Genomic DNA, 14,722 nt, shown 5'->3' with positions numbered 1-14,722 from the left:
TCAGGATTTTAAATAATACACAGTTTATGCTTCAGACAGGATTTTATCCTATCCTGTACTGAGCAGGCCTTTCAGGACTTTAAACAAAAGAAATCCTTCCCTGATTGAATAAGAACTCCTCTGATAAAGCGGTAACCTATTCAGTTTGATGATCAGGATCTTTGATCCTATGTCTGACAAGAGAAACTTCCGGCATCAAGCTTCCCTCTTCTCGCCTTTGTTTACGGTTTGTACCTCGAATTCACGTTAATTAATTTCACCCTTAAAAAATACCGATCTGCCTTTACCTTCTTCCGGCTTTTAAATAAAATAGTATATTTGTAAAAACTATAAAGAACAAAAAAGAATGCTTGTAATAGGAATTGCGGGAGGTACAGGCTCCGGCAAAACAACGGTGGTGGACAAAATTATCCAACAACTGGATATCGAGGGAATGAATATCCTTTCACAGGACAATTATTATCATGACAATCATAACCTCACCCTCGTTGAGCGGGAAGCCCTGAACTATGACCATCCGAAATCCATCGATTTCGATTTACTGATCAAACACGTAAGAGCATTAAAAAACAACCAGCCGATCGAGCAGCCGATTTATAGCTTCGTCACCCATTCCAGAACCGGAGATCACGTTACGGTAGAGCCTAAAAACGTATTGGTGGTAGAAGGAATTCTTGTGCTGACCAACAAGGAGCTGCTGAAAGAATTCGATCTTAAGGTATTCGTCCATGCCGACTCCGACGAAAGACTCATCCGGAGAATCAGAAGGGATACCCAGGAAAGGGGAAGGGATCTTAACGAAGTCCTGCACCGCTACCAGACGACCCTGAAGCCGATGCACCAGGAATTCATTGAACCTTCAAAAAACGAAGCGGATCTGATTATCCCGAACATGAGGCAGAATTCCGTTGCCATCGACTTTTTAACGACCGTTATCAAAAATTCGTTGAGAAAACATTAGTCATGAAAGAAAACAAACTGATCCGGGACATTCAGCCGAAGTCTGAAACCCTTAAGCTTATCCAGAAATATATTCTGAATAAATATACCATTACCATCTGCCTGTTTCTGGTCTGGATGATTTTCTTCGACAAAACTTCTTTCCTCGTCATCAACGAGCTCAACGGGGAAATCAACAAATACGAAGACCAGCTTCAGTATTATAAAACCGAGTATGAAAAAAATGATGCATTTTATAAAAAGCTGATGAACAATAAATCTGAAAAGGAAAAATACGCCCGTGAAAATTATTTCATGAAAAAACCGAATGAAGAAATCTTTATTCTGGTGGTAGACAGTACAAAAGTTGCAAAAAAATAGAAGACCTAAATGGCAATTGCTTAATTCGCCTTTACTTATCAGCTGAGCGAATCCTGAAATTCACCATTCACTATTGACCATTCACCCATTATCATAATCCATTACGCCATGTCAGACAATACCTGGGAAAATTTAGTAAAGAGACAGCTTAAGACCGAAGATATCTATTCCATACTGAAAAAGGAAAACCTGGAGGGAATCGAGGTAAAACCCTTTTATGATTCGGTGGAACAGCCTCTGGTGAACCTTCCTAAAATCGAGGAAAACACGCATCTGGTGGCTGTTTATCACGAAAGCCTGGTAGACGATGTATTCGCATTTCTGTTGAATCAGAATGTGGAGAACCTTGAGCAGAAAACCATTTTTGTCAATAACACGGATCTCGCCGGACACATCAGCCCGAAAGAAGAAGATCAGTATTTTTCATTAATTGATGTTTTTGATGAAGAAGAAGCGGTAATCAGCGATCAGATGGTGAAAGAATTATTGGCCAAACAGTTCAGGAGAAACATCTGTATTGATATTTCCCTGCATCAGAATGCCGGCGCAGCAATTTATCAGCAACTCGGCATTGCCCTGGCCAAAACAAAAGAGCTGGTGGAAATCTATGGTGCGGAAATTTTAAATAAATTACTGTTCAGAATCGCTGTCGGGGCCAACTATTTCTTTGAAATGGCTAAGCTGAGGGCATTCAAGATGGTGTTTAATCAACTTTCCAAAGAATATGGTATGGATGCGGTTCCTTATATTTTTGCCGAAACGTCCCTTCGGAACAAGGCGGTCTCCGATAATGAAAACAACCTGATCCGTTCCACGCTGGAGCTGGCTTCAGCAATGATCGGAGGTGCGGACGCAGTATTCAGCAATAATTATCTGGTGGAACGCAGCACTGAAAATTCAGAGGAAATTTCCTTTAAACAACAGATTGTTTTAGCTTACGAAAGCATCATTAATGTTTTTGAAGACGCTTCCAACGGCAGCTACTATGTGGAAGACATTACCCGGCAGATTGCAGAAAAATCCTGGGCCTTTTTTGTAGAGATTGAAGAAGCCGGGGGATATCTTGAACTGCTGAAACAGGGAGTTATCCAGAAAAAAATCTATGAGCACGCCATTGAAGAACAGAAATGGGTGGAAGAGGGAAAAATAAAACTGATCGGCGTCAACCTCTATCCGAAGCTGGAAAAGAAAAAATCCGTAGAGGAATTATATAATGAAAAAGAAATCAGGCCGGTTCGCTGGGCTGAAATGTTTGAATAAATTCCCACGGATTGCACAGATTTTCACAGATGCTTGTAAAAATTCTGTTGAAATTTAAAATATAAAACATAGACCGATGAAAGAAAATGAAATAAGCTTTTATATCAGAAAGTCAATATTCTCTGTATATAATGAGTTAGGGCCCGGATTATTGGAAAAGGTCTACGAAAAAGTTTTATTGCATGAACTTCAAAGTCATGGATTAAAAGTTCGAAATCAGATTCCGACATCTATAAAGTTTAAAGATATTATTATTGATTCGAGTTTTATCGCTGATATTATAGTTGAAAATAAGGTAATTATTGAAATTAAATCGATCCAGTAAATTAGTGAAGTCCATCATAAACAGCTATTGACTTATCTTAAATTATCAAATCTTAAATCAGGAATATTGGTGAATTTCAATACCGATTATATTGCAAAATATTTTTCGAAAAATAAATGGAAATTTGGATTAATAAAATCTGTGAAAATCTGTGTAATCCGTGGGAATAAATATCTTAGATCATAAAGTCGAACAGTACATCGACGCAAATCTCAATACGGATCTGCATGCTTTGCTTTTGAAAAAATCTCCTTTTCCTGAAGTTTCCATGCAGGAAATCGTTCAGCAGATCAAAGGAAAACAGGTCGCCCGGAAAAAGTTCCCTTTTTTGCTGAAAGACGGAATTGTTTTTCCGCCGCAGCTCAGCCTCGAACAGGCTTCTTCAGAAAAGACGGCGCTTTACAAATCGGAAATATTAAAAGGCAATACATTCATCGATCTCACCTGCGGATTCGGGATTGATGCCTATTACCTGTCCAGGAACTTCCGGAAAATCACTCTGGTTGAGCAAAACAGCGAGCTGCTGAACATTGTGGAACACAACTGGAGTGTTTTAGAAAAGAAAGCGACATTCATTAACCGGAAACTGGAGGATTTCCTGAAAGAAAACAATGCGTCATTTGATGTCGTCTATCTGGATCCTGCGCGCAGGGATACCCAAAAAAACAAAGTTTTCCTGCTGGAAGATCTTTCCCCGAACATCATGGAAATCCACAATAAGCTGGTTTCCCTATCGGAAGAAGTGGTGATTAAGCTCTCGCCGCTTATTGACTTAAAATACCTTGTGTCCGTTTTACCCGGTATTTTCAGGATGGAGATCATCGCGGTAAAAAACGATGTAAAGGAACTGGTTGTGTTTTTAACAAAAAAAAGGCAAGGTGAAGTGGACTGCCATTGTGTCAATCTTGAGAGCGGGGAACCGGCGTTTACTTATCAGTTCGGAGAAGAGGAAAACCGGACAGCCGACTACGGAGAACCGGAAAAATTCATCTATATTCCGAATAATGCCGTATTAAAATCAGGAGTCTTCAATCTGATTGCCTTAAGGTTCGGCTTAAAAAAACTGCATCCGAATACCCATCTGTATACTTCAGACCAAAGGGCAGAACATTTTCCGGGACGGATCCTGGAGATGGAAAGTATTGAAGCTAAACAGGTTCAGAAGAAAAGCCGGTTTAATGTCATTTCCAAAAACTATCCTTTAAAGCCGGAAGAAATCAGGAAAAAATACAACCTGAAAGACGGCGGTGAAAACTATCTTATTTTTACACAGTCCAAAAAAGGAAAAATAATTCTAAAATCAATATAAAAATGTTGCCGTAAAATGTAGGATTTCTTAATTTTGGGCAATCAAAAACGTAAGTAGGAACGGCCTGCTGCCGGAAAAGGACCACCGGCCGTCTGAACTGTTCCGGATGAACTTTAAAAAATAAATTTTCCATATGAAAAAATTAGTGATATGTTTAGCCCTTGCTACGGTTGCGGTAAGCTGTAAAAAAATCCAGGCCGGCGGAAATAAAGACGTGATCAAGCTGGAAGAAGGCGTAGACCGGTATTCTGATGACGAGCAGACCAGCGGTGAGCAGGATAATCTTTCCAATTACAGAGGGGATGCGCACGACGGACATGAAGCACCGGCGAAAACAGACACTGCCGGAGCACCCCAGCAAAAAGTAGAAGACGGAAAACATTCGGATGCCACTCCGATTCCTGAAGGATCCCAGAATCCTAAAGCTGAACATTAATAATCAGAAAATATAAGAAATGTCCTGCAGAAACGCAGGACATTTTTTGTGGATGAACAGGAAGCGGTATACTGCCGGCCTGAGGAAAATTATCTGTTTTTACTTGTTCCTGCGGGGCAATTTTTTTACTTTTAACAAAATAATATTTTATAATGCAAGAGACTTTAAATTACATCAGCGAAAACAGACAGCGTTTCGTGGATGAATTGTTTGAATTACTGAGAATTCCTTCTATTTCTGCGGATCCTGCTTACAAAGACGACGTTTTGAAATGTGCAGATGCAGTAGCATCTTATCTTAAAAGTGCAGGAGCCGACAATGTGGAAATATGCCGGACCAAAGGATATCCTATTGTTTACGGGGAAAAGATTTTAGACCGCAACCTGCCAACAGTTCTGGTATACGGACATTACGACGTTCAACCGGCTGATCCGCTGGAACTGTGGACCAGGCCCCCTTTCGAACCGTATATCGAAAAGACGGAACTTCACCCGGAAGGTGCCATCTTTGCCAGAGGTTCCGCCGATGATAAAGGTCAGTTTTTCATGCATCTGAAAGCTTTTGAAGCGATGATGAAAACCAATACGCTCCCTTGCAACGTGAAATTTATCCTGGAGGGGGAAGAAGAAGTGGGATCCGTAAGCCTCGGGGATTTCGTTAACGAAAACAAAGAAAAGCTATCCTGCGACTGCATCCTCATATCCGATACGCATATTTACAGCAACGAGCAGCCTACCGTAACGACAGGCCTGAGAGGTCTAAGCTATGTGGAAGTGGAAATCGAAGGCCCGAACAGGGATCTTCATTCCGGGCTTTACGGAGGTGCCGTACCGAACCCGATCCATGTACTTTCCAGAATGATTGCCAAGCTGATCGATGAAGACGGACACATCACCATCGATGGGTTCTACGACAATGTGGAAACAGTATCGGATTCCGATAGGGCGGATATGAATAAACTGAAAGACAATCCGGAAGAATTCAAAAAATCCATCGGGCTGAACGGTGTGGAAGGGGAAAAAGGATATACGACCCTGGAAAGAACCTCGATCCGTCCGACTTTAGACTGCAACGGCATCTGGGGCGGTTACACCGGAGAAGGGGCGAAGACGGTCATTCCTTCCAAAGCATCCGCTAAAATTTCCATGCGTCTGGTTCCTTATCAGACCCCTGAAGAAATTACCGAAAAATTCACTGCTTATTTTAAGAAAATCGCTCCTGAAAACGTAAAGGTAAAAGTGACGCCGCACCACGGAGGAATGCCTTATGTTTTGCCTACGGACACTAAAGAATTTACGGCAGCAAAGCAGGCGATGGAAACCGCCTTCGGAAAAGAGGTCCTTCCGTACCGAGGCGGCGGAAGCATCCCGATCACAGCCATGTTCGAACAGGTTCTGGGTGCCAAATCCGTTTTAATGGGCTTCGGGCTGGATTCCGATGCGATCCATTCTCCGAATGAACATTACGGATTATTCAATTTTTATAAAGGAATTGAAAGCATACCTCTCTTTTTTGGGAATTATGCCAAACAATAAATAAAGTTTTAAAAATTAGTCCCTTAGAATTTTTCTTAAGGGATTTTTTTTTATATTTACATTAAAATAATTAATAAAATATTATGAAAAAAACTCTATCAGCTCTTCTCTTAGCATCGGCTTCACTGGTGTTCGGACAAACATTAGTAAGTGAAAATTTTGAAACCTTAACCCTGGGAAATTTAGGTACTGATGTTACCGGAACTACTGCCGGACAGAATGGATGGCTATCATTTTACGGATCAAATGCCGATTATCAGATTGCTAATATCGATGCTGCTCATGGAAAATCTTTAACGATCGCCAGCTACAACAGCTACAGTACGGCTACAAACACGACCCTGAATACAAGAGTTGCGGCAAAAGAAACAACGGTAGTCGCAACGGCATCAAATAATATTCTTCATGGTAAGTTCGATTTATATACCGGTCCTTCCACAGGAGCAGGAACCATTCAGATGAGGGTTATCGGAACAAACGGGACGACGTCTACTGCCATAGGCGGCTTTACTTATGATGTGGCAACAAAAGAAATCAGAGGTTTAGGAACATTTACCAATCTGTCCACATCTACTCCAACTGTATATTCGATAGGTTTTGCAGCTGCCCCGGGAGTACTCTTAACAGCGAATACCTGGAATACGTTAGATTTCAGATACAATAAGACAACGGGAGCTTTTACCTGGTACTGGCCGGGAGGTTCGGGGTCAATTGCTGCCAATACCACGGCCTTAGGGCTTATTCCGGGAATGGTAGGAGAAGATGTTTATCTGTATAATGTTACTTCTACAGGAAATACGGTAAGTAAGATCGGTGGTTTTGATAATATTCTTGTAGAATTTACCACTTCATCGTTTTTATCTGCGAACGATCTTGGTTCATATGTTAGAGCCACTCCGTCCGTAAAAATATATCCTAATCCGACATCGGATATCCTGAATATCAAAGCGGATTCGAAAATTAACAGCGTCACGGTTACAGATTTTTCAGGCAAGAAAATAAATGTAACACTGGACAATGATAAAATTGATGTAAGAGCCATCCCAGCAGGATCTTATCTCATCAACATCGAAACAAAAGATGGAATTTCCACTGAAAAATTCATCAAAAAATAACAATCAACTGGTTTAATCAGACCTGGAAAGCTCCTCATTGAAGGGAGCTTTTTTTGTTGCAATAGTATAATAAATATTTATCAGATTGTTTCTTACTAAATGTTTTAAGCGTAAGAAATTAATATTATATCGAATATCAGATAATATTTTCCATTTAATTTGTGTATTTGGTGTGAAAATTATATATTTAGGGAGCTAAATAATTAAATATGAAAAAATTTTTACTATTAGGTTCATTATTGGGAATAACCATGATGAACGCTCAGGGCACCAATGTGTACAGTTACGGCTTTGATGCCGCGTTCGGAACAGACTGGGTAACCACCAACCAGAGTAGTCCTTCTACCACTTCTCTATGGACTAAGGCTACTTATACAACACCATTAACCAATCCTTTATTCGGAAGTGGCAATACCACCACAGTACCTTCAGGACAGGCAGGCGGGGTAAACTCATTTGCTTTGGTGAATTATACCAGTACTAGCGGGGCCGGAATTATCAGCAACTGGCTGATTACGCCATCAGTGAATGTGAAGGACGGTGATGTGGTAAGTTTCTATACCCGGAAAGGAACTGACGGTACCATCGATTATGCAGACCGCCTGGAATTGCGATACAGTTTGGCCGCAAATGCAGTGACTCCTTCGGGAGGATCTTCAGGATTAGGTTCTTATACCAATCTGGGAGTAACGGTAAATCCTAATCTTGCCTCAGGATTCGTGTATCCTAAAGCCTGGACAAAATACAGTTTTACCGTTACGGGAGTGGGAAATAACCCAGTTGCGGTTAAGTTTGCCTTCAGATATTATGTGACCGATGGGGGACCAAGCGGATCAAATTCTGACCTGATTGGTATTGATACTTTCTCCATCGACAGGGGTGTTTTAGCCACCAGTGAAATAGGGACAGCCGGTAAAGCGGTCTCAATATATCCTAACCCGGCAGCTGATTATCTTTCCATTAAATCTGAAGAAAAAATCAATGCAGTGGAAATATATGATATTGCAGGCAAAAAAATCCCGGTATCTATCGAAAATAATAGGATAGATGTAAGGAAACTTAATGAAGGAACCTATCTGATTAATTTAGAAACCAGAGCAGGCAGAATTTCAGAAAAATTCATCAAAAAATAAATACTGACAAATGTTAGTTAATAAAAAACGCTCCAATTGGAGCGTTTTTCTTATTTTTAGGAATTAAATCCAAAATACAATGTTAGAAAATAAAGTCGCTTATATTACCGGTGGAACCAAGGGAATCGGTTTCGGGATTGCTAAAATCCTGTTGGAAAACGGTGTATCCGTCGCATTTTCGGGAAGAAAAAAAGAGGATGTGGAAAAAGCCGAACAGGAACTGAAACACTATTCCGGAAACGTTCTGGGAATTGTTTCCGATGTTAAAAACCTTCAGAACGAAGAACAGGCGGTTCAGTCGGTAAAAGAGAAATTCGGCAGGCTGGATTTTGTAATTGCCAATGCCGGATTAGGAGTTTTCAAGCCGGTGGACCAGCTCTCTGCAGAAGAATGGAATGATATGATCGGGACCAACCTGACCGGTGTTTTTTATACCTTAAAAGCCTCGGTAGAGGAACTGAAGAAGACAGAGGGGTATTATATCACGGTGGCCAGCCTGGCCGGAGCCAATTTCTTTGAGAACGGTGCAGGGTACAATGCCTCAAAATTCGGCGTCGTTGGCTTTACACAGGCAGCTATGATTGATTTAAGGAAGCATAACATCAAGTCTACGGTCATTATGCCGGGCTCCGTAGCCACCAATTTCAACGGGAATGTCCCTTCTGAAAAGGATGCATGGAAAATCCAGCCGGAAGATATGGGAAATCTGGTGCTGGATATTCTAAAGATGAATCAAAGGGTTTTGCCAAGCAAGATTGAGTTTAGGGCAACGAAACCAGGCAACTGAAAACATCTAATGCGCTGAATAATAAATTAGTAAGTATTATGCATGCATAATATATATTTTATTTATATTAGCAAAACATAATTTAATGAAAATCCCGGTATGAAAACCTTCGGCTTTTATACCAAAGAGAATAATAAAGCACGTATGAAACCGTAAGGCAACATAAGGCAGGTAAAAATTAAACAACATATGAAAATATTAGTTTGCATCAGTAGTGTTCCGGATACTACTTCCAAGATCAACTTTACGGCAGATAAATCTGCATTCGACAAAAACGGAATCCAGTGGGTCATCAATCCGCTTGATGAATTTGCACTGACAAAAGCCATCAAATTACAGGAATCCCAGGGCGCAACGGTTACGGTAATCAATGTAGGGGATGCAGTTACGGAACCGGTAATCAGAAAAGCACTGGCCATCGGGGCAAACGATGCGGTAAGGGTAAATCTTGATCCTAAAGACAGCTACTCAACAGCGAAGGAAATCGCTGCGGTAGCACAGAACGGAGGATATGATCTGATTCTTTGTGGTAAAGAATCCCTGGATTACAACGGCGGTTCGGTTCCGGGAATGGTTGCCCAGCTGTTGAATCAGCCTTTTGTAAATGCATCCGTAGGTTTGGATGTCAACGGAAGCGAGGCGACTGCCGTAAGAGAAATCGAAGGCGGAAAAGAAACGATCTCCGTTAAATTACCTGCGGTTATTGCAGGACAGAAAGGATTGGTAGATGAGAAAGATCTGATTATCCCGAACATGAGAGGGATCATGTCGGCAAGAACAAAACCTTTGCAGGTGGTGGAACCGGTTTCATCCGAAGTAAAAGTTCAGGGGGTATCTTATGACAGTGTTCCGCCGAGAGCAGCCGTGAAAATGGTTTCTCCCGATAACCTGGACGAATTGGTAAGATTACTTCACGAGGAAGCAAAAGTAATTTAAAAGAGCCAAGTAAAAAGTAAAAAGATCCAGAGGGCGGGATTCCTATTTATTATTTCAATATAAAAAAATCTCAGATCTTCGGACATTAAACCTTAAACTTTAAACAAAACTAAAATGGCAGTATTCGTATACGCAGAAAATATAAACGGAGTTTACAAAAAAGCGGCTTTTGAAGCGGTTTCTTATGCTAAAGCAATAGCAGACCAGGCCGGAGATACCGTAACGGCAGTCTCTGTAAACCCTACCGATTCTTCAGATTTATTATACAAGTATGGAGCATCCAATGTAATCAACATTAAAGACGAAGGTCTTAAGAATTTCTCCGCTAAAGCCTATGCACAGGCAGTAAGTGAAGTGGCAGACGGAAGCATCATCGTTTTCCCTCACACAACCGATGCATCCTCTGTAGCACCGATGTTGGCAGTAATGAACGGATATTCTTTGATTACCAATGTGCTGGAAGCGCCGGAAAGCCTTTCTCCATTTCAGGTAAAAAGAAGAGCGTTCTCAGGAAAGGGCTATATGCATGCTAAAGCGAAAGGGGAAAAAGTAATCGTTACCGTTTCCCAGAATGCTTTCGGGGTTAAGGAAAATGCAGTTTCCGGTTCGGAAGAAGTAAAAAACCTTTCAGTGGCCAATGAAGATACCAAAGTAATCTCCCATGAGCAGAGCTCAGGAAAACTGGATCTTAAGGAAGCGGAAATCGTGGTTTCTGCAGGAAGAGGATTGAAAGGTCCTGAAAACTGGGGAATGATTGAAGACCTGGCGGGTGTTTTAGGAGCGGCAACAGCCTGTTCGAAGCCGGTTTCGGATATCGGATGGAGACCTCACACCGAGCACGTGGGACAGACCGGGAAAGCCATTGCGCCGAATCTCTACATTGCTGTGGGAATTTCCGGAGCTATCCAGCACCTTGCCGGGGTTAACTCTTCAAAAACCATCGTCGTAATCAACAGCGATCCCGAAGCACCGTTCTTCAAATCTGCCGATTACGGAGTAGTAGGGGATTCTTTCCAGATTATCCCTGCACTGACGGAGAAAATTAAAGCTCTGAAAGGATAAAAAAAGTGAATTGTCAACAGTCGGTTCGCTTTGCCGGTCAGTTTTAAAGCAAACTTTGAAATTCACTTGCGAAGCAAAATTGACAACAGAGTTAATTCACCATTCACCTATAAAAGCCCTGTTTCGGGCTTTTATTTTTGTTTAAAAGTAAAAAAAACATTGAAAAATTAATCTATATTTGTAGCTATGGATTATAAACAGTTAATTATTCGCGGAATATCGTACAGCCAGACACAATCCGGGGCGTACGCGTTATTATTGGAACATGAAGAAACACACATTAAATTACCTGTTGTTATAGGGAATTTCGAGGCACAATCCATTTCTCTCGGTCTTGAGAAAGACATTCATCCGCCCCGCCCGCTTACGCACGACCTTTTCACAAAATTTATCGTTTCTGCCAATTATGAACTCCTTTCGGTGATCATCTACCAGATTGTGGATGGGGTATTCTTTTCAAATATCAACTTTAAAAATAAAGCAACGGAGGAAGAACTCATCCTTGATGCAAGGACTTCGGATGCCGTAGCCATGGCGGTACGTTTTGATGCGCCGATCTTTACCACTCAGCAGGTGCTTAATGAAGCCGGGATCCTCCTTGAGCTGGAAGATGTTTCCAAAGAAGAAGAAACATTCTCGGAAACGGTCCACGACGAAGATAACCTAAGGTCCGTTTCAATGGAAGAGCTCCAGAAGCTTCTCGATGAGGCCGTAAAAGAAGAAGATTACGACACGGCACTGGAAATCCAGGAAGAGATCAAAAGGAGGAAAAAGAAAATCGATTAAAGAGATATTACAATTATAAAATGAATTTAAAATTACGTTTGATTATCCTTAGCTTCCTGCAGTTTGGAGTCTGGGGAGCTTATCTTACCTCCATGGGAAACTATCTGGGCTCTGTGGGACTGGGCTCCAAAATAGGATTATTTTATGCCATGCAGGGTATCGTATCGATTTTTATGCCTGCGATTATGGGAATTATAGCAGACCGCTGGATCCAGGCTCAGAAGCTGCTCGGGATTTCACACTTTCTGGCAGCCGTTTTTCTGATCTGGGCCGGTTATTATGGAATGTCTGCAGGGAATGATGTCGAATTTTCCAGACTTTTTATTCTTTACAGTCTGAGTGTGACGTTTTATATGCCGACAATCGCTCTTTCCAATTCGGTGGCTTATACAGTCCTGGTCAATAATAATTATGATACCATCAGATCATTTCCGCCCATCCGTACATTAGGTACCGTAGGCTTTATCTGTGCCATGCTCTTCGTAAATTTTGCAGGGATCCAGAACGGAGGCCTGACCTTTAATTTTTCTAATAATACCAACTTTCCAAGCTTTCAGAACAGTTACAGCCAGTTTTTTGTTTCGGGAATTTTAGGGATCATCCTTTTCCTTTATTCCTTCACGCTGCCTAAGTGTGAAGTGAATACCAGTAAAGAAAAAAGAACGCTCTCCGATGCCTTGGGGTTAAAGGCTTTTGCTTTGTTTAAAGAAAAAAAGATGGCGATTTTCTTCATCTTCTCTATGTTCCTGGGCGTTTCTTTGCAGATAACAAACGGATATGCCAATCCGTTTATCACAAGCTTTAAAGCAATCCCAGAATACGCAAATACCTGGGGTTCCAATAATGCCAACGCGCTTATTTCTTTGTCGCAGGTATCCGAAACCCTATGTATATTGCTGATACCATTTTTCTTAAAACGGTACGGGATTAAAAAAGTGATGCTTATGGCAATGTTCGCCTGGTTTCTAAGATTCGGATTGTTTGGGCTCGGAAATCCTGGTGGTGGTGTCTGGATGTTCATTCTATCCATGATTGTTTATGGTATCGCATTTGACTTCTTTAATGTATCAGGTTCATTATTTGTAGATAAGGAAACCGATAGGAGCATCCGTTCAAGCGCACAGGGTGTTTTTATGATGATGACCAACGGATTCGGTGCAACGATAGGAATGCTGGGTGCTCAGGAAGTGGTAAACCATTATGTCTTTTCACAATCGGACCCTGTGTTGCAACTTGCGGGATGGCAGACATCATGGTACATCTTCGCTGGCTATGCCCTGATTGTTACTGTTGCTTTTGCTATCATCTTCAAACATCAACACAATCCCAACGAAATTCAGGAAGTAAAACATTAATTTATTTAATTAATTATCAAAATATTAAATTGCACTTTGAAAAAAAGTGCAATTTTTTTTGTTTTTCAGGCAACCTTTTGAAAAATGCCGCGTCTTATAGATAGAAACAGAACCATGAGGAACTTGGAAGAGAACTTTAAGCTGGCAAAAAAGCATGATCGTAAAGGGCAGAAAGCACTTTACGACCTGCTGTCAGCGAAGATGCTGGCCATCGCCAATTCTTATGTCAATAATCTCCATGATGCCGAAGATATTCTGATGAATTCCTTTTTTACCTGCTTTTCAAAAATTGATGAGTGCAGGGAATGGAAAAGCTTTCCGTTCTGGCTGAGGAAAATCGTGGTGAATAATTCCATCAGTTTCATAAGGAAAAATAAGAACATCCTGTATTCCGATGTTGAGGTCAGTGAGCTGGAAAGTACGGATGATTACTGGGAAGATGAAACCGAAGAAATTGATATGGAAGAAATTTTCTCGAAAATGCCGGACGGCTACAGGCTGATTTTCAATCTGTATGTATTTGAAGATAAAAAGCATCATGAAATCGCGGAGATTTTGAACATTTCCGAGGGCACCAGCAAAAGCCAGCTGAGCAAATCCAAAAAATGGCTTACCGGTTTTTTAAAACAAAAAAAAGATGAAAAACAGTATGCTGAATAAACTGAAATCGGGTTATGAGGAAATGGAAGCGAAGCCCTCTGCCGGTTTATGGGATAGGCTGGACGAAACCTTAGAGGAAATACCTGAACGTACCCCGAAGGGTTCTTCACTCTGGTGGAAATATGCTGCGGTGGTTTTGCTGATGGTTTCCCTCGGAACGGTCTTATATCTGAAGTATCAGAATTCTTCAGGATTTAAGAAACCGGTGTATGTAATGAAAGAAGGATCGAAAAGAATGATTTATCCTGAATTCTCAAAGCCCGTTGTTTCAGGCGAGGCAGCAAATCAGAAAAAAGAAATAAAAGCAACCGCCGGTATTCCGAAAAACCAGGCCGAAACAGAAGCAGAAATCAAAGTAATGCAGCCTGAAATTTCACCGGTCAGCATACAACACGCTGCGGTACAGCCACAGCATATTGCCCAAGTGATACCCGTAAAAATTGAAAATACAATTCCTTCTGTATCCGATAGGACGGTAGCGGCGGAAAGAAAAACAAGCTACATCAGCGCCAATGAGCTTCTTCTCGGAAGGGAGTTTGATAAAACCTCCAGACCGTCCGGTACCGATGCCGTAAAATTCGGGGTCTTCAATTTTGACAGGCCTAAAGTTGAAAATGTAACGGTATTGGGAGTTACCGTTTATTCGGATATGAAATAAGTTTAAAACAGTGATTTCATTACCTGTTCATTTTCATGAGCGGTC

At 41.3% G+C, this 14,722-nt stretch carries 15 protein-coding genes and 1 pseudogene; all 16 read left to right on the top strand.

The features are described from left to right. Window positions 1-346: 346 nt before the first annotated feature. The 16 genes and pseudogenes from udk (at window position 347) to CHA01nite_RS02230 (ending at window position 14,677) form a co-directional block, all read left to right on the top strand. Complete coding sequence (gene udk, locus CHA01nite_RS02305) at window positions 347-961, top strand: uridine kinase (RefSeq protein WP_146939602.1); 615 nt, start codon at window positions 347-349, stop codon at window positions 959-961. A gap of 2 nt (window positions 962-963) precedes the next feature. Continuing rightward, a complete protein-coding gene (locus CHA01nite_RS02300) occupies window positions 964-1,320 on the top strand; it encodes an FtsB family cell division protein (RefSeq protein WP_146939601.1) in 357 nt (118 codons plus the stop codon). A gap of 108 nt (window positions 1,321-1,428) precedes the next feature. Next, the gene (locus tag CHA01nite_RS02295; protein ID WP_146939600.1) at window positions 1,429-2,580 is read left to right on the top strand and encodes a methylmalonyl-CoA mutase family protein; all 1,152 of its coding nucleotides are present in this window, start codon (window positions 1,429-1,431) and stop codon (window positions 2,578-2,580) included. Window positions 2,581-2,656: 76 nt separating this feature from the next. Continuing rightward, window positions 2,657-3,091 (top strand): annotated as a pseudogene (locus tag CHA01nite_RS02290) (GxxExxY protein). After that, entirely contained in the window at window positions 3,066-4,214 is a 1,149-nt protein-coding gene (locus CHA01nite_RS02285) for a class I SAM-dependent methyltransferase (RefSeq protein WP_146939599.1), read from the top strand. Before CHA01nite_RS02290 ends, CHA01nite_RS02285 begins: the two are co-directional and overlap by 26 nt. Before the next feature lie 133 nt (window positions 4,215-4,347). Further along, window positions 4,348-4,650, top strand: a complete 303-nt coding sequence (locus tag CHA01nite_RS02280; RefSeq protein ID WP_146939598.1) for a hypothetical protein — start codon at window positions 4,348-4,350, stop codon at window positions 4,648-4,650. Between the two features lie 152 nt (window positions 4,651-4,802). Next, window positions 4,803-6,185: a dipeptidase gene (locus tag CHA01nite_RS02275; RefSeq protein ID WP_146939597.1), complete on the top strand. Its 1,383-nt coding sequence runs from the start codon at window positions 4,803-4,805 to the stop codon at window positions 6,183-6,185. An 83-nt stretch (window positions 6,186-6,268) separates the two neighbouring features. After that, a complete protein-coding gene (locus tag CHA01nite_RS02270) occupies window positions 6,269-7,300 on the top strand; it encodes a T9SS type A sorting domain-containing protein (protein WP_146939596.1) in 1,032 nt (343 codons plus the stop codon). 209 nt (window positions 7,301-7,509) lie between these two features. Further along, window positions 7,510-8,433 (top strand): T9SS-dependent choice-of-anchor J family protein, encoded by a 924-nt coding sequence (locus CHA01nite_RS02265; RefSeq protein WP_146939595.1) that lies wholly within the window; start codon window positions 7,510-7,512, stop codon window positions 8,431-8,433. 79 nt (window positions 8,434-8,512) lie between these two features. After that, window positions 8,513-9,220 carry an SDR family oxidoreductase gene (locus CHA01nite_RS02260; RefSeq protein WP_146939594.1) on the top strand — a complete coding sequence of 236 codons (708 nt, stop codon included), beginning with the start codon at window positions 8,513-8,515 and terminating at the stop codon, window positions 9,218-9,220. A gap of 189 nt (window positions 9,221-9,409) precedes the next feature. Continuing rightward, window positions 9,410-10,156 (top strand): electron transfer flavoprotein subunit beta/FixA family protein, encoded by a 747-nt coding sequence (locus CHA01nite_RS02255; protein ID WP_146939593.1) that lies wholly within the window; start codon window positions 9,410-9,412, stop codon window positions 10,154-10,156. 114 nt (window positions 10,157-10,270) lie between these two features. Then, complete coding sequence (locus CHA01nite_RS02250) at window positions 10,271-11,218, top strand: electron transfer flavoprotein subunit alpha/FixB family protein (RefSeq protein ID WP_146939592.1); 948 nt, start codon at window positions 10,271-10,273, stop codon at window positions 11,216-11,218. A 186-nt stretch (window positions 11,219-11,404) separates the two neighbouring features. Next, window positions 11,405-12,004: a bifunctional nuclease family protein gene (locus CHA01nite_RS02245; protein ID WP_146939591.1), complete on the top strand. Its 600-nt coding sequence runs from the start codon at window positions 11,405-11,407 to the stop codon at window positions 12,002-12,004. A gap of 20 nt (window positions 12,005-12,024) precedes the next feature. Continuing rightward, entirely contained in the window at window positions 12,025-13,359 is a 1,335-nt protein-coding gene (locus CHA01nite_RS02240; protein WP_146939590.1) for an MFS transporter, read from the top strand. Between the two features lie 114 nt (window positions 13,360-13,473). Next, window positions 13,474-14,019 (top strand): RNA polymerase sigma factor, encoded by a 546-nt coding sequence (locus tag CHA01nite_RS02235; protein ID WP_146939589.1) that lies wholly within the window; start codon window positions 13,474-13,476, stop codon window positions 14,017-14,019. Continuing rightward, complete coding sequence (locus CHA01nite_RS02230) at window positions 13,997-14,677, top strand: hypothetical protein (protein WP_146939588.1); 681 nt, start codon at window positions 13,997-13,999, stop codon at window positions 14,675-14,677. The genes CHA01nite_RS02235 and CHA01nite_RS02230 overlap by 23 nt, the downstream gene beginning before the upstream one ends. Window positions 14,678-14,722 lie beyond the last annotated feature (45 nt).

The sequence above is a fragment of the Chryseobacterium hagamense genome (genome assembly GCF_007991455.1).
GTDB classification, from domain to species: Bacteria; Bacteroidota; Bacteroidia; order Flavobacteriales; family Weeksellaceae; genus Chryseobacterium; species Chryseobacterium hagamense.
The sequence above is the reverse complement of the archived record's forward strand: the minus strand, read 5'-3'. Positions and strand labels throughout refer to the sequence as shown.

Coding starts and splice junctions, on each gene's coding strand:
- CHA01nite_RS02280 (WP_146939598.1), top strand. CDS start 4,348: ATGAAAAAATTAGTGATATGTTTAGCCCTTGCTACGGTTGCGGTAAGC.
- CHA01nite_RS02235 (WP_146939589.1), top strand. CDS start 13,474: ATGAGGAACTTGGAAGAGAACTTTAAGCTGGCAAAAAAGCATGATCGT.
- CHA01nite_RS02230 (WP_146939588.1), top strand. CDS start 13,997: ATGAAAAACAGTATGCTGAATAAACTGAAATCGGGTTATGAGGAAATG.
- CHA01nite_RS02275 (WP_146939597.1), top strand. CDS start 4,803: ATGCAAGAGACTTTAAATTACATCAGCGAAAACAGACAGCGTTTCGTG.
- CHA01nite_RS02245 (WP_146939591.1), top strand. CDS start 11,405: ATGGATTATAAACAGTTAATTATTCGCGGAATATCGTACAGCCAGACA.
- udk (WP_146939602.1), top strand. CDS start 347: ATGCTTGTAATAGGAATTGCGGGAGGTACAGGCTCCGGCAAAACAACG.
- CHA01nite_RS02270 (WP_146939596.1), top strand. CDS start 6,269: ATGAAAAAAACTCTATCAGCTCTTCTCTTAGCATCGGCTTCACTGGTG.
- CHA01nite_RS02240 (WP_146939590.1), top strand. CDS start 12,025: ATGAATTTAAAATTACGTTTGATTATCCTTAGCTTCCTGCAGTTTGGA.
- CHA01nite_RS02265 (WP_146939595.1), top strand. CDS start 7,510: ATGAAAAAATTTTTACTATTAGGTTCATTATTGGGAATAACCATGATG.
- CHA01nite_RS02250 (WP_146939592.1), top strand. CDS start 10,271: ATGGCAGTATTCGTATACGCAGAAAATATAAACGGAGTTTACAAAAAA.
- CHA01nite_RS02300 (WP_146939601.1), top strand. CDS start 964: ATGAAAGAAAACAAACTGATCCGGGACATTCAGCCGAAGTCTGAAACC.
- CHA01nite_RS02255 (WP_146939593.1), top strand. CDS start 9,410: ATGAAAATATTAGTTTGCATCAGTAGTGTTCCGGATACTACTTCCAAG.
- CHA01nite_RS02260 (WP_146939594.1), top strand. CDS start 8,513: ATGTTAGAAAATAAAGTCGCTTATATTACCGGTGGAACCAAGGGAATC.
- CHA01nite_RS02295 (WP_146939600.1), top strand. CDS start 1,429: ATGTCAGACAATACCTGGGAAAATTTAGTAAAGAGACAGCTTAAGACC.